The sequence below is a fragment of the Roseixanthobacter psychrophilus genome, from assembly GCF_043195195.1.
Taxonomy (GTDB): Bacteria; Pseudomonadota; Alphaproteobacteria; order Rhizobiales; family Xanthobacteraceae; genus NCEH01.
Genome location: NZ_JBAFWT010000001.1, coordinates 291,557 through 304,750, shown reverse-complemented (window position 1 = coordinate 304,750; position 13,194 = coordinate 291,557). Strand labels below are relative to the sequence as shown.

Sequence of the window (13,194 nt, the reverse complement as noted above, 5' to 3'; positions counted from 1 at the left end):
GAGGCCGCGCCCTCCACGATGCATCCTTTGAAGTGCCCGGGCTTGCCCGGGCATTTTCATTTGTGCGGGTCAATGGAAGCGGAATGAATTGAAGGGAAGAGTGAATCGAGGGGCAGGAGTGAATTGAAGGGCAGGGGTGTTTCCCCTGCCGGAGGGGCGTGCTACATAGCCTTAAGTGAAATTACATATTTCACAATAATTTTAGGTTTTATGGAGAACCCCCATGCTGACGCGCCGCGCGTTCCTGCCCCTCGCACTGGCTGCGACCTTTGCCGCGCCGGGCGCCGTCCTCGCCCAGCAGCCGGGCCCCAACTCGATCCTGAACGTCTCCTACGACATCGGCCGCGAATTGTTCACCGCCGAGAATGCCGAGTTCGTGCCGTTCTGGAAGCAGAAGACCGGGCAGGAGCTGACGGTCAACCAGAGCCATGCCGGCTCCTCGCGCCAGGCCCGCTCGATCCTGGAAGGGCTGGAAGCCGATGTGGTGACCTTCAACCAGGTGCTTGACGTGGAGGTGCTGGCCAAGGCCGGCTATGTCGCCAAGGACTGGCAGAAAAAATTCCCCAACAACGCCTCGCCCTATTATTCCTTCCCCGCCTTCCTGGTGCGCGACGGCAACCCGAAGAACATCAAGGACTGGAACGACCTCGTCCGCGACGACGTGAAGGTGATCTTCCCCAATCCCAAGACCTCGGGCAATGCGCGCTACACCTATCTCGCGGCCTATGCCTATGCGCTGGAGCAGAACAAGGGCGACACCGCCAAGGCGGACGCCTTCGTGAAGAAGCTGCTCGCCAACGTGCCGGTGTTCGACACCGGCGGACGCGGCGCCACCACCACCTTCGTCGAGCGCGAGACCGGCGACGTGCTGGTGACCTTCGAGGCCGAAACCCGCGCCATCGAGGGGCTCTACAAGGACAAGAAGCTCAAGACCATCGTGCCCTCCGTGAGCCTGCTGGCGGAATTCCCGGTCGCCGTGGTGGACAAGGTGGTGGACAAGCGCGGCTCGCGCCCGGCCGCCACCGCCTATCTCGAATTCCTCTATTCGCCCGCCGGCCAGACGGTGGCGGCCAAGGCGTTCCATCGCGTGGTCGACAAGACCGTGGAAGCCCAGTTCAAGGACCAGTTCCCGCCGGTGCGGCTGGTGACGGTGGAAGACGTGTTCGGCGGCTGGGAAAAGGCGAATGCCGAGCAGTTCGTCTCCGGCGGCAAGCTGGACCAGGTGTTCGGCGCCCGCTGAGCCTTCTTTTCCGCGGTGCTTGCGAGGGGTCGCCCTGTCCGGGGCGGCCCTTTTGCTTTGCGCGCGGCAGTTGGAGGCGCGACAGGCGGTGTCGGATTCGCGCCGCTGATGGGGCGGCTATGTCGCAATCGTCCGCACACGGGGCGGCGTGCACGCGCGGACCGGGGTGCAACGTGTTGCGAATGATAGAATTTCCAAACGGGCGTCGGCGGCACGCTCCTTGAAAGGCGAGGGGATATTTCGCACAGGGGTCCCAGCACCGCCATGACCGACACCGAAGTTGCGCCGGCCGAAGCCCTTTCCGCCAGCGACGTGCCGCAGGTTTATCGCCGTCACGTCTTCGCCTGTTTCCAGCAGCGCCCGCCGGGACATCCGCGCGGCAGCTGCGCCAACTCCGGCAGCAAGCCGCTGTGGGATCGGCTGGGCCAGAAGATCGAGGCGACCGGGCAGCGCGACATCACCATGACCGCCACCGGCTGCCTGAGCTTCTGCTCCGCCGGGCCGCTGATGGTGGTCTATCCCGAGGGCATCTGGTACGCGCCAAAGAGCGTCGAGGATGTGGATGAGATCGTCGAGACCCATCTGGTGGGCGGCACGCTGGTGGAGCGGCTGATCATCGTCCCGCGGGTCTGAACGCAAAAAGGCCGGGCGCACGGCCCGGCCTTTCCTACGCGAAGTCTTGTTCCGCCAAGCCTTGTTCCGCGCCGGCGCTCAGGCCGCAGCCTTGTCCAATTCGGCTAGGATCGCGTCGCCCATGTCTTCGGTGCCGATGATGGTGGAGCCGGGGGTGCGGATGTCGCTGGTGCGCTTGCCGGAGGCCAGCACGCCGGCGATCGCCGCCTCGATCTGGTCGGCCACCGGGCCGAGGCCGAACGAATAGCGCAGCGCCATGGCGAGCGAGCCGATCATGGCGATGGGATTGGCGATGCCGCGCCCGGCGATGTCCGGGGCCGAGCCGTGCACCGGCTCATAAAGCGCCGCGCGCTTGCCAGAGACCGGGTCCACCGCGCCGAGCGAGGCCGAGGGCAGCATGCCCAGCGAGCCGGTGAGCATGGCGGCGATGTCGGAGAGCACGTCGCCGAACAGGTTGTCGGTGACGATCACGTCGAACTGCTTGGGCCAGCGCACCAATTGCATGGCGAGCGAATCCGCCAGCTGGTGCTCCAGCTCCACGTCGGCATACTCCTTGGCGTGCAGGTCGGTGATGGTCTCCTTCCACAGCACGCCGGAGCGCATCACATTGTGCTTCTCGCAGGAGGTCACCTTGTTGCGGCGGGTGCGCGCCAGCTCGAACGCCACGCGGCCGATGCGGTCGACCTCATAGGTGTCGTACACCTGGGTATCGATGGCGCGGCGCTGGCCGTTGCCGAGGTCGAGAATGGTCTTGGGCTCGCCGAAATAGACGCCGCCGGTCAATTCGCGCACGATCAGGATGTCGAGCCCCTCCACCACTTCGCGCTTGAGCGAGGAGGCGTCGGCGAGCGCGGGATAGCACAAGGCGGGGCGCAGGTTGGCGAACAAGGCGAGGTCCTTGCGCAGCCGCAGCAGGCCGGCTTCCGGGCGCGCCTCATAGGGCACATTGGCCCATTTCGGGCCGCCGACCGCGCCGAGCAGAATGGCGTCTGCGGCCTTGGCCTTCGCCATGGCACCGTCGGAAATGGCGACGCCGTGCGTGTCATAGGCGCTGCCGCCCACCAGATCCTCTTCCACCTCGAAGGACACAAGGCCCTTGGCCTCCAGCCAGGAGATCATGCGCTTCACCTGCGCCATGACTTCCGGGCCGATGCCGTCGCCGGGGAGAAGAAGAAGCTTGTGGGCTGCCATGAGACGTTCCTGCTTTTTAAAACCCCGGCTCTCGCGCTTGGGTGGGGCGATGCATGTTTGGCGCGGAGTGCTAATGCCTTCCGTCGCTCAAGACAAGCTTGGCGTCAGGCGCTGGCATATTGTCGACCAGATCGCGTCGCGAGCCATGCGCCGCCAACGATGAGGGCGCAGGCCAGTCCCAGGGTCCAATGGAGCGGGGCAAAGCCGAACCCCACCAGCAGCATCGTGGAGAGGACCGGTGCCGCATAGGAGGCGACGCCCAGGAATTTGACGTCGCCCCGCTTCATGCCGATGTCCCAGGCATAAAAGGCGAGCCCCACCGGCCCGAGGCCGAGGCTGATCACGGCGGCCCATTGAACCGCGCCCACGGGCCAGATGGTCTCCTCAAGGGCCAGATGGCAGAGCGCCGCCAGCAGGGCGGTGGCAAGGCAGAAGCCGGAGACGGCCTGCGTCGGTACATCGGGAAAGCGGCGCGCGGTCACCGAATAGATCGCCCAGATGAAGGCGCAGGCGAGCGCGGCCAGATAGCCGGGCAGATAGCGCGCCTCGAAGCCGGAGAACCCGCCCTTTCCCGCCAGCAGCACGATGGTGCCGCAAAGCCCCATCAGCGCGCCGAGCAGATGGCCGCGCCGCAGCCCGCCGGGGGTTGTGGACAGCAGCACGATCAGCAGCGGCCAGAGATACGCGATCAGCCCGGCCTCGGCGGGCGGGGCAAGTTTCAGAGCTGTGAAATAAGCGAAATGATACCCGAACAGCCCGCCCACGCCGTGGATCCAGGCGGCAAGCGGCAGGCGCAGCACGCCAAGGCCGGGTCCGCGCAGCGCGGCAAGCAGCCCCACCAGCCCGCCGACGGCAAAGGTCAGGGAGGTGAGCAGAAACGGCGGCACCGCGCCGGTAGCGGCGGTCGAGAGCGCGAGCGTTGACCACAGGGCGATGGCGACGAGGCCGATGCGGGTGGCGCGGCGCGAGGGAAGGGGGCGATCTGCGGTCATTGCCTCACCTTAGCGCCGGGTGGGCCGTCCGCGCATGGCCGGTTTCTGAACGTCGCCGGAATTTCCCGTCCGGGGCGCTCTGCGCTTTCGCCTCCCTAACCCCCTTCGGCTTCCCCCGCCCTAACCCTCCCCCGCACGCGGGAGAGGGGATGTATGGGCGGGCGGGAAGATTGAGGTGCCGAAAGCGCCATCGGCGTCCTCTCCTCATAACCTGCTCTCTCTCGTGCCTGCCCCCTCTCCCGGTTGCGGGGGAGGGCTAGGGAGGGGGAAGCGTGAGATAGGATCTTGGAGGGGGAAGCGTGAGGTCGGGATAGGACGGCGCCACGCAAGTCCGGCGCGAACGCGCGCGAAAGCATGAGGGCCTTCGCGCGCGTCGACCTCAGCAGATGTATTGCGCGCCGTTGGCGGTGAGGGTCGAGCCGGTGATGAAGCCGGCGTCGTCGGCGGCGAGGAACACCACGCAGCGGGCGATGTCCTCCGGCTCGCCGAGGCGGCCGACGGGGATGGTGGCGACGATCTTCTCCAGCGCGTCGGCGGGCACGGCGCGCACCATTTCGGTGGCGATATAGCCCGGCGCGATGGCGTTGACGGTCACGCCGACCTTGGCGCCTTCCTGCGCCAGCGCCTTCACGAAGCCGATCTCGCCCGCCTTGGCGGCGGAATAATTGGTCTGGCCGAACTGGCCCTTCTGCCCGTTGATGGAGGAGATGCAGATGACGCGGCCGAACTTGCGCGCGCGCATGCCCTCGATCACCTGACGGGTCATGTTGAACAGGCTGTTGAGATTGGTGTTGATGACGGCGTTCCACTGCTCGAACGTCATGCGGTGCAACTGACCGTCGCGGGTGATGCCGGCATTGTTCACCAGCACGTCCACCGGGCCGAGTTCGGCCTCCACCTTGGCGACGCCGGCCTTGCAGCCCTCGAAATCGGAGACGTCCCACTTGAAGGCGGGAATGCCGGTCTTTGCGGTGAAAGCCGCGGCGGCGACATCATTGCCGGCGTAATTGGCGGCCACCTGATAGCCCGCCGCCTTCAAGGCGATGGAAATCGCTTCGCCGATCCCGCGGGTTCCGCCGGTCACCAGTGCGACACGCGCCATGTTCGTCTCCCTCTTGGTTCGTCTTCTGCCGTGGCCGCATTGGTGCGGCCTTACTCACATCGGAACTCGCATCGGTCGTTCCGGCAAGGCCGACCGACGACCGTTCGTACATCGCGCCGCTTCGTTCGAACTTGTCCGGCGCGTCTTGCCGCCGCGCCGGAGCCGAGGTCGAATCGGTGCAACCTCTCCTTACGCCGACAACCGTGACGGATGGAAGGAAGCTGAGCCAGAGCCTTATCCGGGTTTGCTTCCCCTAGGTTTGATTCATCCCAAGGGAAAATGCCGCGCGCGAAAAAAAATGCGCACGTGCAAGGGGCAAAGCGGGACCATGGTAACGAAAACGCCCGGGCCTGAACCCGGGCGTGACGAAAAGGGACTGCGACCACCGCCGAGGCCGGGAACCGGGCCCGGTCGCGGAGCGACGGGCTCAGTCGCGGGCGATGCACATGGCGATGCCCATGCCGCCGCCGATGCACAAGGTGGCGAGGCCCTTCTTGGCGTCGCGCTTTTCCATTTCGTGCAGCAGCGTCACCAGGATGCGGGTGCCGGAGGCGCCGATGGGGTGGCCGATGGCGATGGCGCCGCCGTTCACATTCACCTTGCTGGTGTCCCAGCCGAGTTCCTTGTTGACCGCGATGGCCTGGGCGGCGAACGCCTCGTTGGCCTCGATCAGGTCGAGGTCGTCCACGGTCCATCCGGCCTTTTCGAGCGCGGCCTTGGAGGCGGGGATGGGACCCGTGCCCATCACCTTCGGGTCGACGCCGGCCTGGGCCCAGGAGACGATGCGGGCGAGCGGCTTCTTGCCTTCCGCGGCGGCCCGGCTGGCGCTCATGAGCACCACGGCGGCGGCGCCGTCATTGATGCCGGAGGCGTTGCCGGCGGTGACCGTACCGTCCTTCTCGAAAGCCGGCTTCAGTTTCGCCATGGCTTCGAGGGTGGCGCCGTGGCGCGGATATTCGTCGGTGTCCACCACCACGTCGCCCTTGCGGGTGGAGATCGTGACCGGGACGATCTCGTCCTTGAAGCGGCCGGCCTTCTGGGCGGCTTCCGCCTTGTTCTGGGAGGCGACGGCGAACGTATCCTGGTCGGCGCGGGTGATCTGGTACTGGCGCGCCACGTTCTCGGCGGTGTTGCCCATGTGGTAGCCGTTGAAGGCGTCCCACAGTCCGTCCTTGATCATGGTGTCGGTGAAGGCGAGGTCGCCCGTGCGGGTGCCGTTGCGCACATGCGCGGCATGGTTCGACATGCTCATGGATTCCTGGCCGCCGGCCACGACCACGTCGCTGTCGCCGGTCTGGATCGCCTGGAAGCCGAGCGCCACCGAGCGCAGGCCGGAACCGCACACCTGGTTGATCTCCCAGGCCGGGCTCTCGATGGGAACGCCGGCGGCGATCGAGGCCTGGCGCGCGGGGTTCTGGCCCTGTGCCGCCGTGAGCACCTGGCCGAGGATCACTTCGCTGACCTTGTCGGACGGCACGCCGGCGCGCTCCAGCGCGGCCTTGATGACGATGGCGCCCAATTGATGGGCGGGAAGGGTGCTCAGCGCACCGTTGAACGAGCCGACCGGGGTCCGGGCGGCTCCGACGATGACGACGTCGTCTGTCATGATGGTCTCCTGCGGGCGGGCGGCTTTTGCGCCGCACTCGGATGCCGCGCATCGTGGTTTCGCGCGCGTCTTCCTGTCAATGACCCATGTCGTCTTGCTGCCCTGCGCAAATTGGAAACACGGCTAAATGTTGCGCACTATTTGCGCAGCAATTTCCATGCGCGCGCTGCACAAAAGGGTGGCACAACCCTTGGAAACGCCTTAACCTCTCTCCAGTTGAGGAAACGGATGACCGGACAATGGCCAAGACGCAAGAGCCAGTCACCATCAAGAAATACGCCAATCGCCGCTTGTATAATACGGGCACCAGCACGTATGTGACGCTCGAAGACCTCGCCACCATGGTGAAGGAAGGCGAGGATTTCGTCGTATATGATGCGAAGAATGGGGATGACATTACCCATTCGGTGCTGACGCAGATCATCTTCGAGCAGGAAAACAAGGGGCAGAATCTTTTGCCCATCGCGTTCCTGCGGCAGATCATCCGCTTCTACGGCGATAGCATGCAGATGATGGTGCCTCGTTACCTGGAGATGTCGATCGACAGCTTCACGAAGGAACAGGGCAAGTTTCGCGATCAATATGCGAAGACCTTGATCAACTCGCCTCTCACCGGCTCGCCTCTTCCAGGCACGCCGTTCGGCGGGTTCGACGAGCATGTGCGGCGGAACATGGAAATGTTCGAGCGCGCCTTCAACATTTTCCTGCCCTTCCCGAAGGGCGAGGCTGGCGAGCCGCCGGCTCCTGCCCCGGCTCCTGCCACGCCAGAGCATTCGGCGGACGAACTGGAAGTGCTGAAGCGGCAGATGCTGGACATGCAGCAGAAGCTGGAAAAGCTGGTGTCGAAGCCGGACACCTCCAGCTCGTCCTGATCCGACCCTGCGACTGGCGGGACGCCCCTCGGGCGGCCTTCGGTTCCGCGCACGAACCTGTTTCCCGCGCCGCCCCCGCGGCGCGGAAACTTCGCCTCATGACGCCCCGCTGCATGACGCCCCGCTGCATGACGCGCGCCTCGTGACCCACGGGCCGGGCGCGCCTCGCGTATGGGCGGGAGCTGACGGCCTGCGCGCCGACGGCTTCGTTGAACTTCTTCGGAATATCGATGTTCACGCCGCGAAAAGCCGCGAATGGGCCCGATGAATCCGCTGTTCTTCTACGCCAAGCCAATGTTTCACATGAAACATTTTTCGCAAAAGCTTCTCCCGAGGCGGTCTTGCGCTGTCTCGCGAGATTATTGCGACCCGGCCGGGTTCACATGGGCGCCGCAAGACCCGTCAGGGCGCCCTGGATCAGATCGCATCCCGCGTCCGTGAGCAGCTTCGCCGTGGCCTCGTCCTGAACCCACTCCGCCACCGTCCTGAGCCCCAGCTGGCGCGCGAGATGGATCAACGCTTCGACGAACGCCCGGTCGTCGGCCGATTGCGCCATGTGCATGATGAAGCTGCCGTCGATCTTCACCATGTCGACGCCGAGCGCGCGCAAGTTGCGGAATGACGTGGAGCCGGCGCCGAAATCGTCGATCGCCACCTTCGCGCCCATGGAGCGGGCCAGTTCCACGAAGGTCCGGGCGGCATTGAGGTCGTGGACCGCCACCGATTCCGTCAGCTCCAGCACCAGCCGCGCGCCGATGTTTGGATCGACCTCCTGGGAGAACACGCGCATCCACTCCCGGTCGGCGATGGAGGAGGGCGAGACGTTTACCGAGAGGTGCAAGCTCGGGTCGTCGCGCATCGCGGTGGCCACCAGCTTGAGCACCCGCCGGTCCAGCACCCCCATCAGCCCCATCGCCTCGGCGGTGGCGATGATGGAGCCGGTCTCGTGCGGATTGTCGTTCGGGCCGGGAGAGATCCGGGCCAGGGCCTCGTGGAACACCACCACCCGCGAGCGCGCGTCCGCCACCGGCTGAAGGGCGATGGTGACCCGCTTCTCGTTGAGCGCTTTGACGATGTCCTCGCCGATCCGCAGGTTGGTATGGCGCCGTCCGTCGCGCACCGCGTCGCGCTCATAGATATGCACCGAGCCGCGTTCGCGTTTCTTGGCGCGGTCCAGCGCCTCCTGCGCCCGCGCCACCATGTGCGCCGCCGTAATGGCGCGCGGCGGCGCCACGGCGGCGCCGATCGTGATGCTGACGGGCATCGGGCCGGCTGCGGTGTCGATCGGCGTATCCCTGACATGGGCGATCAGCGCCTCGCAGAGATCGGGCAGGGCCTGCGGATCCATGCCGCGGGCCAGCAATACGAATTTGTTGCCGGAAAACCGAGCGAGGACATCGGAGCCGCGCACCCGGGTGCGCAGCCGCGCCGCCACCTGGGCGATGGTCTGGTCCGCGATCTCGAAGCCGAAGCTGTCGTTCATCCGGCCGAGATAATCGATGCCGATCAGGATCAGCGCCCAGTCGACGCGGGTGACCTCCACCGCCTTGATGTGGTCCGCCAGGATGTCCATGAGCCGCGTGCGCGACACCAGCCCGGTGAGCGGATCAATGTGGCCGCCATGGAGGGCGTGGCTGCTTTTGGGAACCTCGCTGATGACGTGCAGGGTGCCGAGGGCGTAGCTTGGCCGCCCGTCCGGACCGCCGAACCACCGGCCGTTGTCCACCACCCAGATCAAGCGGCCCGAGGGGCCGGAGCCGAGCTGAAGCTGATAGGAGGACTCATAGGCCGCGCCGTCACCGATCTCGCGGAAGGGGGCATGGAGCAGGGACTTGCGACCTGTCGCCGCGCTGGCGGCGGCGCGACAATATTCGTCGAAGGCGCGACCGGTTGAAAACAGTTGCATCGCCTCGGCGCCGAGAACCGCAGTTGCATTTTCGCTCCACAGCATCTCATCGGTTGCGATGTCCCAGCGATAGCCGACGCATTCGAGGGCCGTCATGAAGTCGATGATGTGGGACGGGGCCGTCCGTATTGGGGGGGAAACGCCCTCTCCCTTGCAGGATACGCCAGCCTCGTCGATCTGTCCTGCCACGGTCGCCTACCTTTGCCTGGCGAAAGCCTTAAGGGTTGCTTTGCCCAGGTCAACCCCGCGCTCACCTAACTGGATCCGGTGAACATCGCGCGACACGCTTAAGCTTGCAGGTCAGCTGGCGCGGGGCTCGACGCTGAAATCGCGCTGCGCGACACGCACCGAGACTGAAAATCCGGCAACGACATCTAGCAGCATGATGCAGAGCAGCAGCGCGAAAACAGAGGTCCCGGCTTGCGCCACAAGCAAAAATTCCACAATGCCGCCAATGAAAACCAACATGGAGAGCATGTGGTCCACCAGCGAGCGCGAGGAGACGCGCGTGGACTTGAGAATTTCGAAGAACAGGATGAGGAGGCTGAAGGCGAGAAAAGCGTCGGATACGCTGATATGCCACACCGCTCCAGACATCATCGCGAACGAACCGATCACCGCTTGCCAATCGAGGCCGGGCGTCAGGAAGGAGAAGATGTTGTAAATGGCCAGAGGGATGATCAGAAGCGGAATCGGTGTCAGCATGCCTTGCTCCTCAACCCGGCCGCAGCGCGCGCGCAAGTTCGCCCACGCGATGCTGGAAGGGATGGGTCGCATATTCCGCCGGAAATGTCACCGTCCATGCCATGGGGCGCCAGGGACTTGCCTGCGCGATCAATGGCTTGGGTACGTCACTGGCGTAGACAGGCAAGGGGCTTGGGCACGACGCCGGCTGCGGGATCTGTCTGGGCGGGTTGCTAGGCGGACGCGTCGCCAAGTACGCCGGCCGCGGATCCGTCCCTGAGACGTTGGATACACCGGGCAGAGTGCCGCATGCCAGCTCATATCGCCTCAGGGCGGACTCCCCAGGCGCACATCCGCGATGCGCGCCTGACATCGTCCAGCCACCACCCGCCGACGGGTCGGCGAGACCTCTCCGGTCAGTTCAGGCTCGCCGGGCGGTTTGGGATGGTCAGGAAGCGGCGGACGCCAAGACGGCGCCGCGCGCGCCTAAGATCAGGCCTCGGCCTTGGGCTTCAGGATCTGCCGGCCGCGATACATGCCGGTCTTCATGTCGAGATGGTGGGGACGGCGCAGTTCGCCGGAATCCTTGTCTTCGACATAGGTCGGCTGCTTCAGCGCGTCCGCCGAGCGGCGCATGCCGCGACGGGACGGCGAGGTTTTTCTCTTAGGGACGGCCATGTCCAGAACTCCGGGGAAAACGACCAAACTCGTTGCGTCTGCAGCGAAGGTCCGCGCAGACTAGCGAAACCAAAATCTCGATTGGAGGCGCGCCTTATACAGGCTTGCGAGCCAAAGCGGAAGGCCCCTGTGGCAAATTCTCGTCGGCGAGATTTTCCTTCATTCGGCACGTCGGCGCCGCACGAAAGCCCACTTGCCACGCGATGGGACCTGCGCGAGGGTGCGCGCCGCTTCGGGCACCCGCAAGAATGTTAAGGACTTCGGAAATGATGCGTTCCGCTCCTACCGCCGCAATGGCCCTCGCCCTTTCGGCTTTCGCCTTCGGCGGCGTGGCCTCGGCCCAGACGCCTGCGCCGGCGGCCCCGGCCGCAACCACCGCCGCCCCTGCAGCGCCTGCCGGGGACGCCATCGTGGCCACCGTGAACGGCACGCCCATTCGCGCGAGCGAAGTCGCCATTGCTGAAGAAGATATCGGCCCCGGCCTGCCGCAGGTGCAGGGCGAGGCGCAGCGCGAATATGTGCTGTCCTTCCTGACCGACATGACCTTGCTTGCCAAGGCGGCCGAGGCCCAGAAGCTGGACCAGAGCGCCGATTTCAAGCTGCGCATGGATTATGCCCGCACCAAGGCCCTCATGGAGGCGCTGATGAATTCAGAGGCCAAGAAGGCCGTGACGGAGGAGGCCAAGAAGGCCACCTACGAGGAATTCGTGAAGGCCAACAAGCCCGAAATCGAAGTGCACGCCCGCCACATCCTGGTGGATACCGAGGCCAAGGCCAAGGAGATCGCCGCCAAGGCCAGGGCGGGTGAGGATTTCGCCAAGCTGGCCAAGGAAAACTCCAAGGACAGCGCCGAGGACGGCGGGGATCTCGGCTATTTCACCAAGGAACAGATGGTGCCGGAATTCGCCGACGCGGCCTTCAAGCTGGAGAAGGGCCAGATCTCGGATCCGGTGAAGAGCCAGTTCGGCTGGCACGTCATCAAGCTGGAAGACAAGCGCACCAAGCCCGTGCCGACCTTCGAGCAGGTCTCCGACCAGATCGATCAGTATCTGGTGCGCAAGGCGCAGGGCGACCTCGTCACGAAGCTGCGCGCGGAAGCCAAGATCGAGCGCACCACCCCACCGGCCGCTCCTGCCGGTGCGGCGCCTGCCGTGGGAACGCCCGCCCCCGCCGCTCCGGCTCCTGCTGCTCCGGCCGCGAAGTGATCTTCGGCCGGGCACGTCCCGGCCGTTCGTTCAGGCGACGCGCCGTCCGCTTTGCGGGCGGCGTTTTCTTTTCCGGGTGTCGGTTCAGATCGGCAGGCCGAGGGCCTTGCGCAGGGCGAGCGCCCGGCTGGAGCGTTCCGCCGCGGGCAGCGGGACGCGCGTGCCGTGCCCGAACACGGGGCCGGGCCAAGCCGCGTCGGTTGGATTGCGGCCCACCACATGTACGTGCAACTGCGCCACCATGTTGCCCAGCGCCGCCACATTGAGCTTGGCGCAGCCGCTGATCGCCTTGAGCGCGGCGCTGGCGGCTGAAATCTCGTCCATCAGGATGCGCCGATCTTCCGGCGGCAGGTCGATGATCTCGCTCGCCCCGGACCGGCGCGGCACCAGCACGATCCAGGGAAAGCGGGCATCATCCACCAGGCGGACGTGGCACAAGGGCAGGTCGCCGAGGGCAGGGCCGTCGGCGACGAGGCGGGGGTCGATGTGAAACTGGGCTCTCGTCATGCGTTCACTTGATCGCGGGTCCGGCCCAAGGGCAAGCGACCGGGGGATGCGCACGAAAAGGTGAACACCCGCAGGGCGCTGCGGCTTCCCGAACGGATGCGTGCGCGATGCCCGAGAACACGATACCCAAGAAAGAGAGCCGGCACGCTTGCCAAGCGGCGCGCGGCCGACGATATAGGGTCCGGGAGGTTGGCGGTGGACGAGCCACTCGCCAACCGGGTCAGGTCCGGAAGGAAGCAGCCCCAACGAGCCCGTCTCGGGTTGCCGATCAGCCTCCCACTTCCCACCTCAATGCTGGCCCCGATCCGTGGGCCTGTCCTGCGGAGGCGCCCATGTGGGCCGTTGCGGTGATTTTGCTTCATGCCCTGTCCGGACCTGACACCCATGTGGTGTCGCAGGCGGGCGTGTTCGCCAGCGAGGAAAGCTGCAAGGCCGGGCTTGCCGTCGGCGTGCCGTCCAAATTGGAAGGCGAAGCGCTGCAACAGTACAAGGATGGCTACCGGCGCTATGTGTGTGTGCGGGTTGGCGGCGCCGACCTGTTCCAGCGCGCGAAATAATTGCGCCCGTCCCCCCTGGGG

The 13,194-nt window shown here is 65.7% G+C and carries 13 protein-coding genes and 1 other RNA gene; 6 read left to right on the top strand and 8 right to left on the bottom strand.

The features are described from left to right. Nucleotides 1-223 precede the first annotated feature (223 nt). Nucleotides 224-1,240, top strand: coding sequence for a sulfate ABC transporter substrate-binding protein (locus tag V5F77_RS01360; protein ID WP_429003508.1), 1,017 nt, complete (start codon nucleotides 224-226; stop codon nucleotides 1,238-1,240). Between the two features lie 264 nt (nucleotides 1,241-1,504). Then, nucleotides 1,505-1,873: a (2Fe-2S) ferredoxin domain-containing protein gene (locus tag V5F77_RS01355; RefSeq protein WP_429003507.1), complete on the top strand. Its 369-nt coding sequence runs from the start codon at nucleotides 1,505-1,507 to the stop codon at nucleotides 1,871-1,873. A 78-nt stretch (nucleotides 1,874-1,951) separates the two neighbouring features. Here V5F77_RS01355 and leuB read toward each other — a convergent pair whose 3' ends face one another. From leuB to V5F77_RS01335, 4 genes are all read right to left on the bottom strand, one after another. Next, nucleotides 1,952-3,064 (bottom strand): 3-isopropylmalate dehydrogenase, encoded by a 1,113-nt coding sequence (gene leuB / locus V5F77_RS01350; RefSeq protein ID WP_429003506.1) that lies wholly within the window; start codon nucleotides 3,062-3,064, stop codon nucleotides 1,952-1,954. A 104-nt stretch (nucleotides 3,065-3,168) separates the two neighbouring features. Further along, on the bottom strand, nucleotides 3,169-4,056 hold the full coding sequence (gene yddG / locus V5F77_RS01345; RefSeq protein ID WP_429003505.1) for an aromatic amino acid exporter YddG: 888 nt from the start codon (nucleotides 4,054-4,056) through the stop codon (nucleotides 3,169-3,171). A 379-nt stretch (nucleotides 4,057-4,435) separates the two neighbouring features. Next, nucleotides 4,436-5,158, bottom strand: coding sequence for an acetoacetyl-CoA reductase (gene phbB / locus V5F77_RS01340; RefSeq protein ID WP_429003504.1), 723 nt, complete (start codon nucleotides 5,156-5,158; stop codon nucleotides 4,436-4,438). Between the two features lie 427 nt (nucleotides 5,159-5,585). Further along, nucleotides 5,586-6,764 (bottom strand): acetyl-CoA C-acetyltransferase, encoded by a 1,179-nt coding sequence (locus V5F77_RS01335; protein WP_429003503.1) that lies wholly within the window; start codon nucleotides 6,762-6,764, stop codon nucleotides 5,586-5,588. A 239-nt stretch (nucleotides 6,765-7,003) separates the two neighbouring features. Between V5F77_RS01335 and phaR the strand changes: the two genes are divergently transcribed. Next, nucleotides 7,004-7,636 carry a polyhydroxyalkanoate synthesis repressor PhaR gene (phaR, locus tag V5F77_RS01330; RefSeq protein ID WP_429003502.1) on the top strand — a complete coding sequence of 211 codons (633 nt, stop codon included), beginning with the start codon at nucleotides 7,004-7,006 and terminating at the stop codon, nucleotides 7,634-7,636. A gap of 379 nt (nucleotides 7,637-8,015) precedes the next feature. On the opposite strand, the gene V5F77_RS01325 is transcribed toward phaR, so the two are convergent. The 3 genes from V5F77_RS01325 to rpmF form a co-directional block, all read right to left on the bottom strand. After that, nucleotides 8,016-9,731, bottom strand: coding sequence for an EAL domain-containing protein (locus V5F77_RS01325; protein WP_429003501.1), 1,716 nt, complete (start codon nucleotides 9,729-9,731; stop codon nucleotides 8,016-8,018). 111 nt (nucleotides 9,732-9,842) lie between these two features. Beyond that, nucleotides 9,843-10,247 carry a hypothetical protein gene (locus tag V5F77_RS01320; protein WP_429003500.1) on the bottom strand — a complete coding sequence of 135 codons (405 nt, stop codon included), beginning with the start codon at nucleotides 10,245-10,247 and terminating at the stop codon, nucleotides 9,843-9,845. A gap of 471 nt (nucleotides 10,248-10,718) precedes the next feature. Next, the gene (gene rpmF, locus V5F77_RS01315) at nucleotides 10,719-10,904 is read right to left on the bottom strand and encodes a 50S ribosomal protein L32 (RefSeq protein WP_429003499.1); all 186 of its coding nucleotides are present in this window, start codon (nucleotides 10,902-10,904) and stop codon (nucleotides 10,719-10,721) included. A 266-nt stretch (nucleotides 10,905-11,170) separates the two neighbouring features. Here rpmF and V5F77_RS01310 point away from each other — a divergent pair, with 266 nt between their 5' ends. Then, on the top strand, nucleotides 11,171-12,109 hold the full coding sequence (locus V5F77_RS01310) for a peptidylprolyl isomerase (protein WP_429003498.1): 939 nt from the start codon (nucleotides 11,171-11,173) through the stop codon (nucleotides 12,107-12,109). An 84-nt stretch (nucleotides 12,110-12,193) separates the two neighbouring features. Here the strand turns inward: V5F77_RS01310 and V5F77_RS01305 are convergent, their stop codons facing one another. Next, nucleotides 12,194-12,616 (bottom strand): HIT domain-containing protein, encoded by a 423-nt coding sequence (locus V5F77_RS01305; protein ID WP_429003497.1) that lies wholly within the window; start codon nucleotides 12,614-12,616, stop codon nucleotides 12,194-12,196. A 183-nt stretch (nucleotides 12,617-12,799) separates the two neighbouring features. Between V5F77_RS01305 and ffs the strand changes: the two genes are divergently transcribed. Then, nucleotides 12,800-12,897: signal recognition particle sRNA small type (gene ffs / locus V5F77_RS01300), an RNA gene on the top strand. Between the two features lie 51 nt (nucleotides 12,898-12,948). Next, nucleotides 12,949-13,173, top strand: a complete 225-nt coding sequence (locus tag V5F77_RS01295; RefSeq protein WP_429003496.1) for a hypothetical protein — start codon at nucleotides 12,949-12,951, stop codon at nucleotides 13,171-13,173. Nucleotides 13,174-13,194 lie beyond the last annotated feature (21 nt).

Coding starts and splice junctions, on each gene's coding strand:
- V5F77_RS01360 (WP_429003508.1), top strand. CDS start 224: ATGCTGACGCGCCGCGCGTTCCTGCCCCTCGCACTGGCTGCGACCTTT.
- V5F77_RS01355 (WP_429003507.1), top strand. CDS start 1,505: ATGACCGACACCGAAGTTGCGCCGGCCGAAGCCCTTTCCGCCAGCGAC.
- leuB (WP_429003506.1), bottom strand. CDS start 3,064: ATGGCAGCCCACAAGCTTCTTCTTCTCCCCGGCGACGGCATCGGCCCG.
- yddG (WP_429003505.1), bottom strand. CDS start 4,056: ATGACCGCAGATCGCCCCCTTCCCTCGCGCCGCGCCACCCGCATCGGC.
- phbB (WP_429003504.1), bottom strand. CDS start 5,158: ATGGCGCGTGTCGCACTGGTGACCGGCGGAACCCGCGGGATCGGCGAA.
- V5F77_RS01335 (WP_429003503.1), bottom strand. CDS start 6,764: ATGACAGACGACGTCGTCATCGTCGGAGCCGCCCGGACCCCGGTCGGC.
- phaR (WP_429003502.1), top strand. CDS start 7,004: ATGGCCAAGACGCAAGAGCCAGTCACCATCAAGAAATACGCCAATCGC.
- V5F77_RS01320 (WP_429003500.1), bottom strand. CDS start 10,247: ATGCTGACACCGATTCCGCTTCTGATCATCCCTCTGGCCATTTACAAC.
- rpmF (WP_429003499.1), bottom strand. CDS start 10,904: ATGGCCGTCCCTAAGAGAAAAACCTCGCCGTCCCGTCGCGGCATGCGC.
- V5F77_RS01310 (WP_429003498.1), top strand. CDS start 11,171: ATGATGCGTTCCGCTCCTACCGCCGCAATGGCCCTCGCCCTTTCGGCT.
- V5F77_RS01305 (WP_429003497.1), bottom strand. CDS start 12,616: ATGACGAGAGCCCAGTTTCACATCGACCCCCGCCTCGTCGCCGACGGC.
- V5F77_RS01295 (WP_429003496.1), top strand. CDS start 12,949: ATGTGGGCCGTTGCGGTGATTTTGCTTCATGCCCTGTCCGGACCTGAC.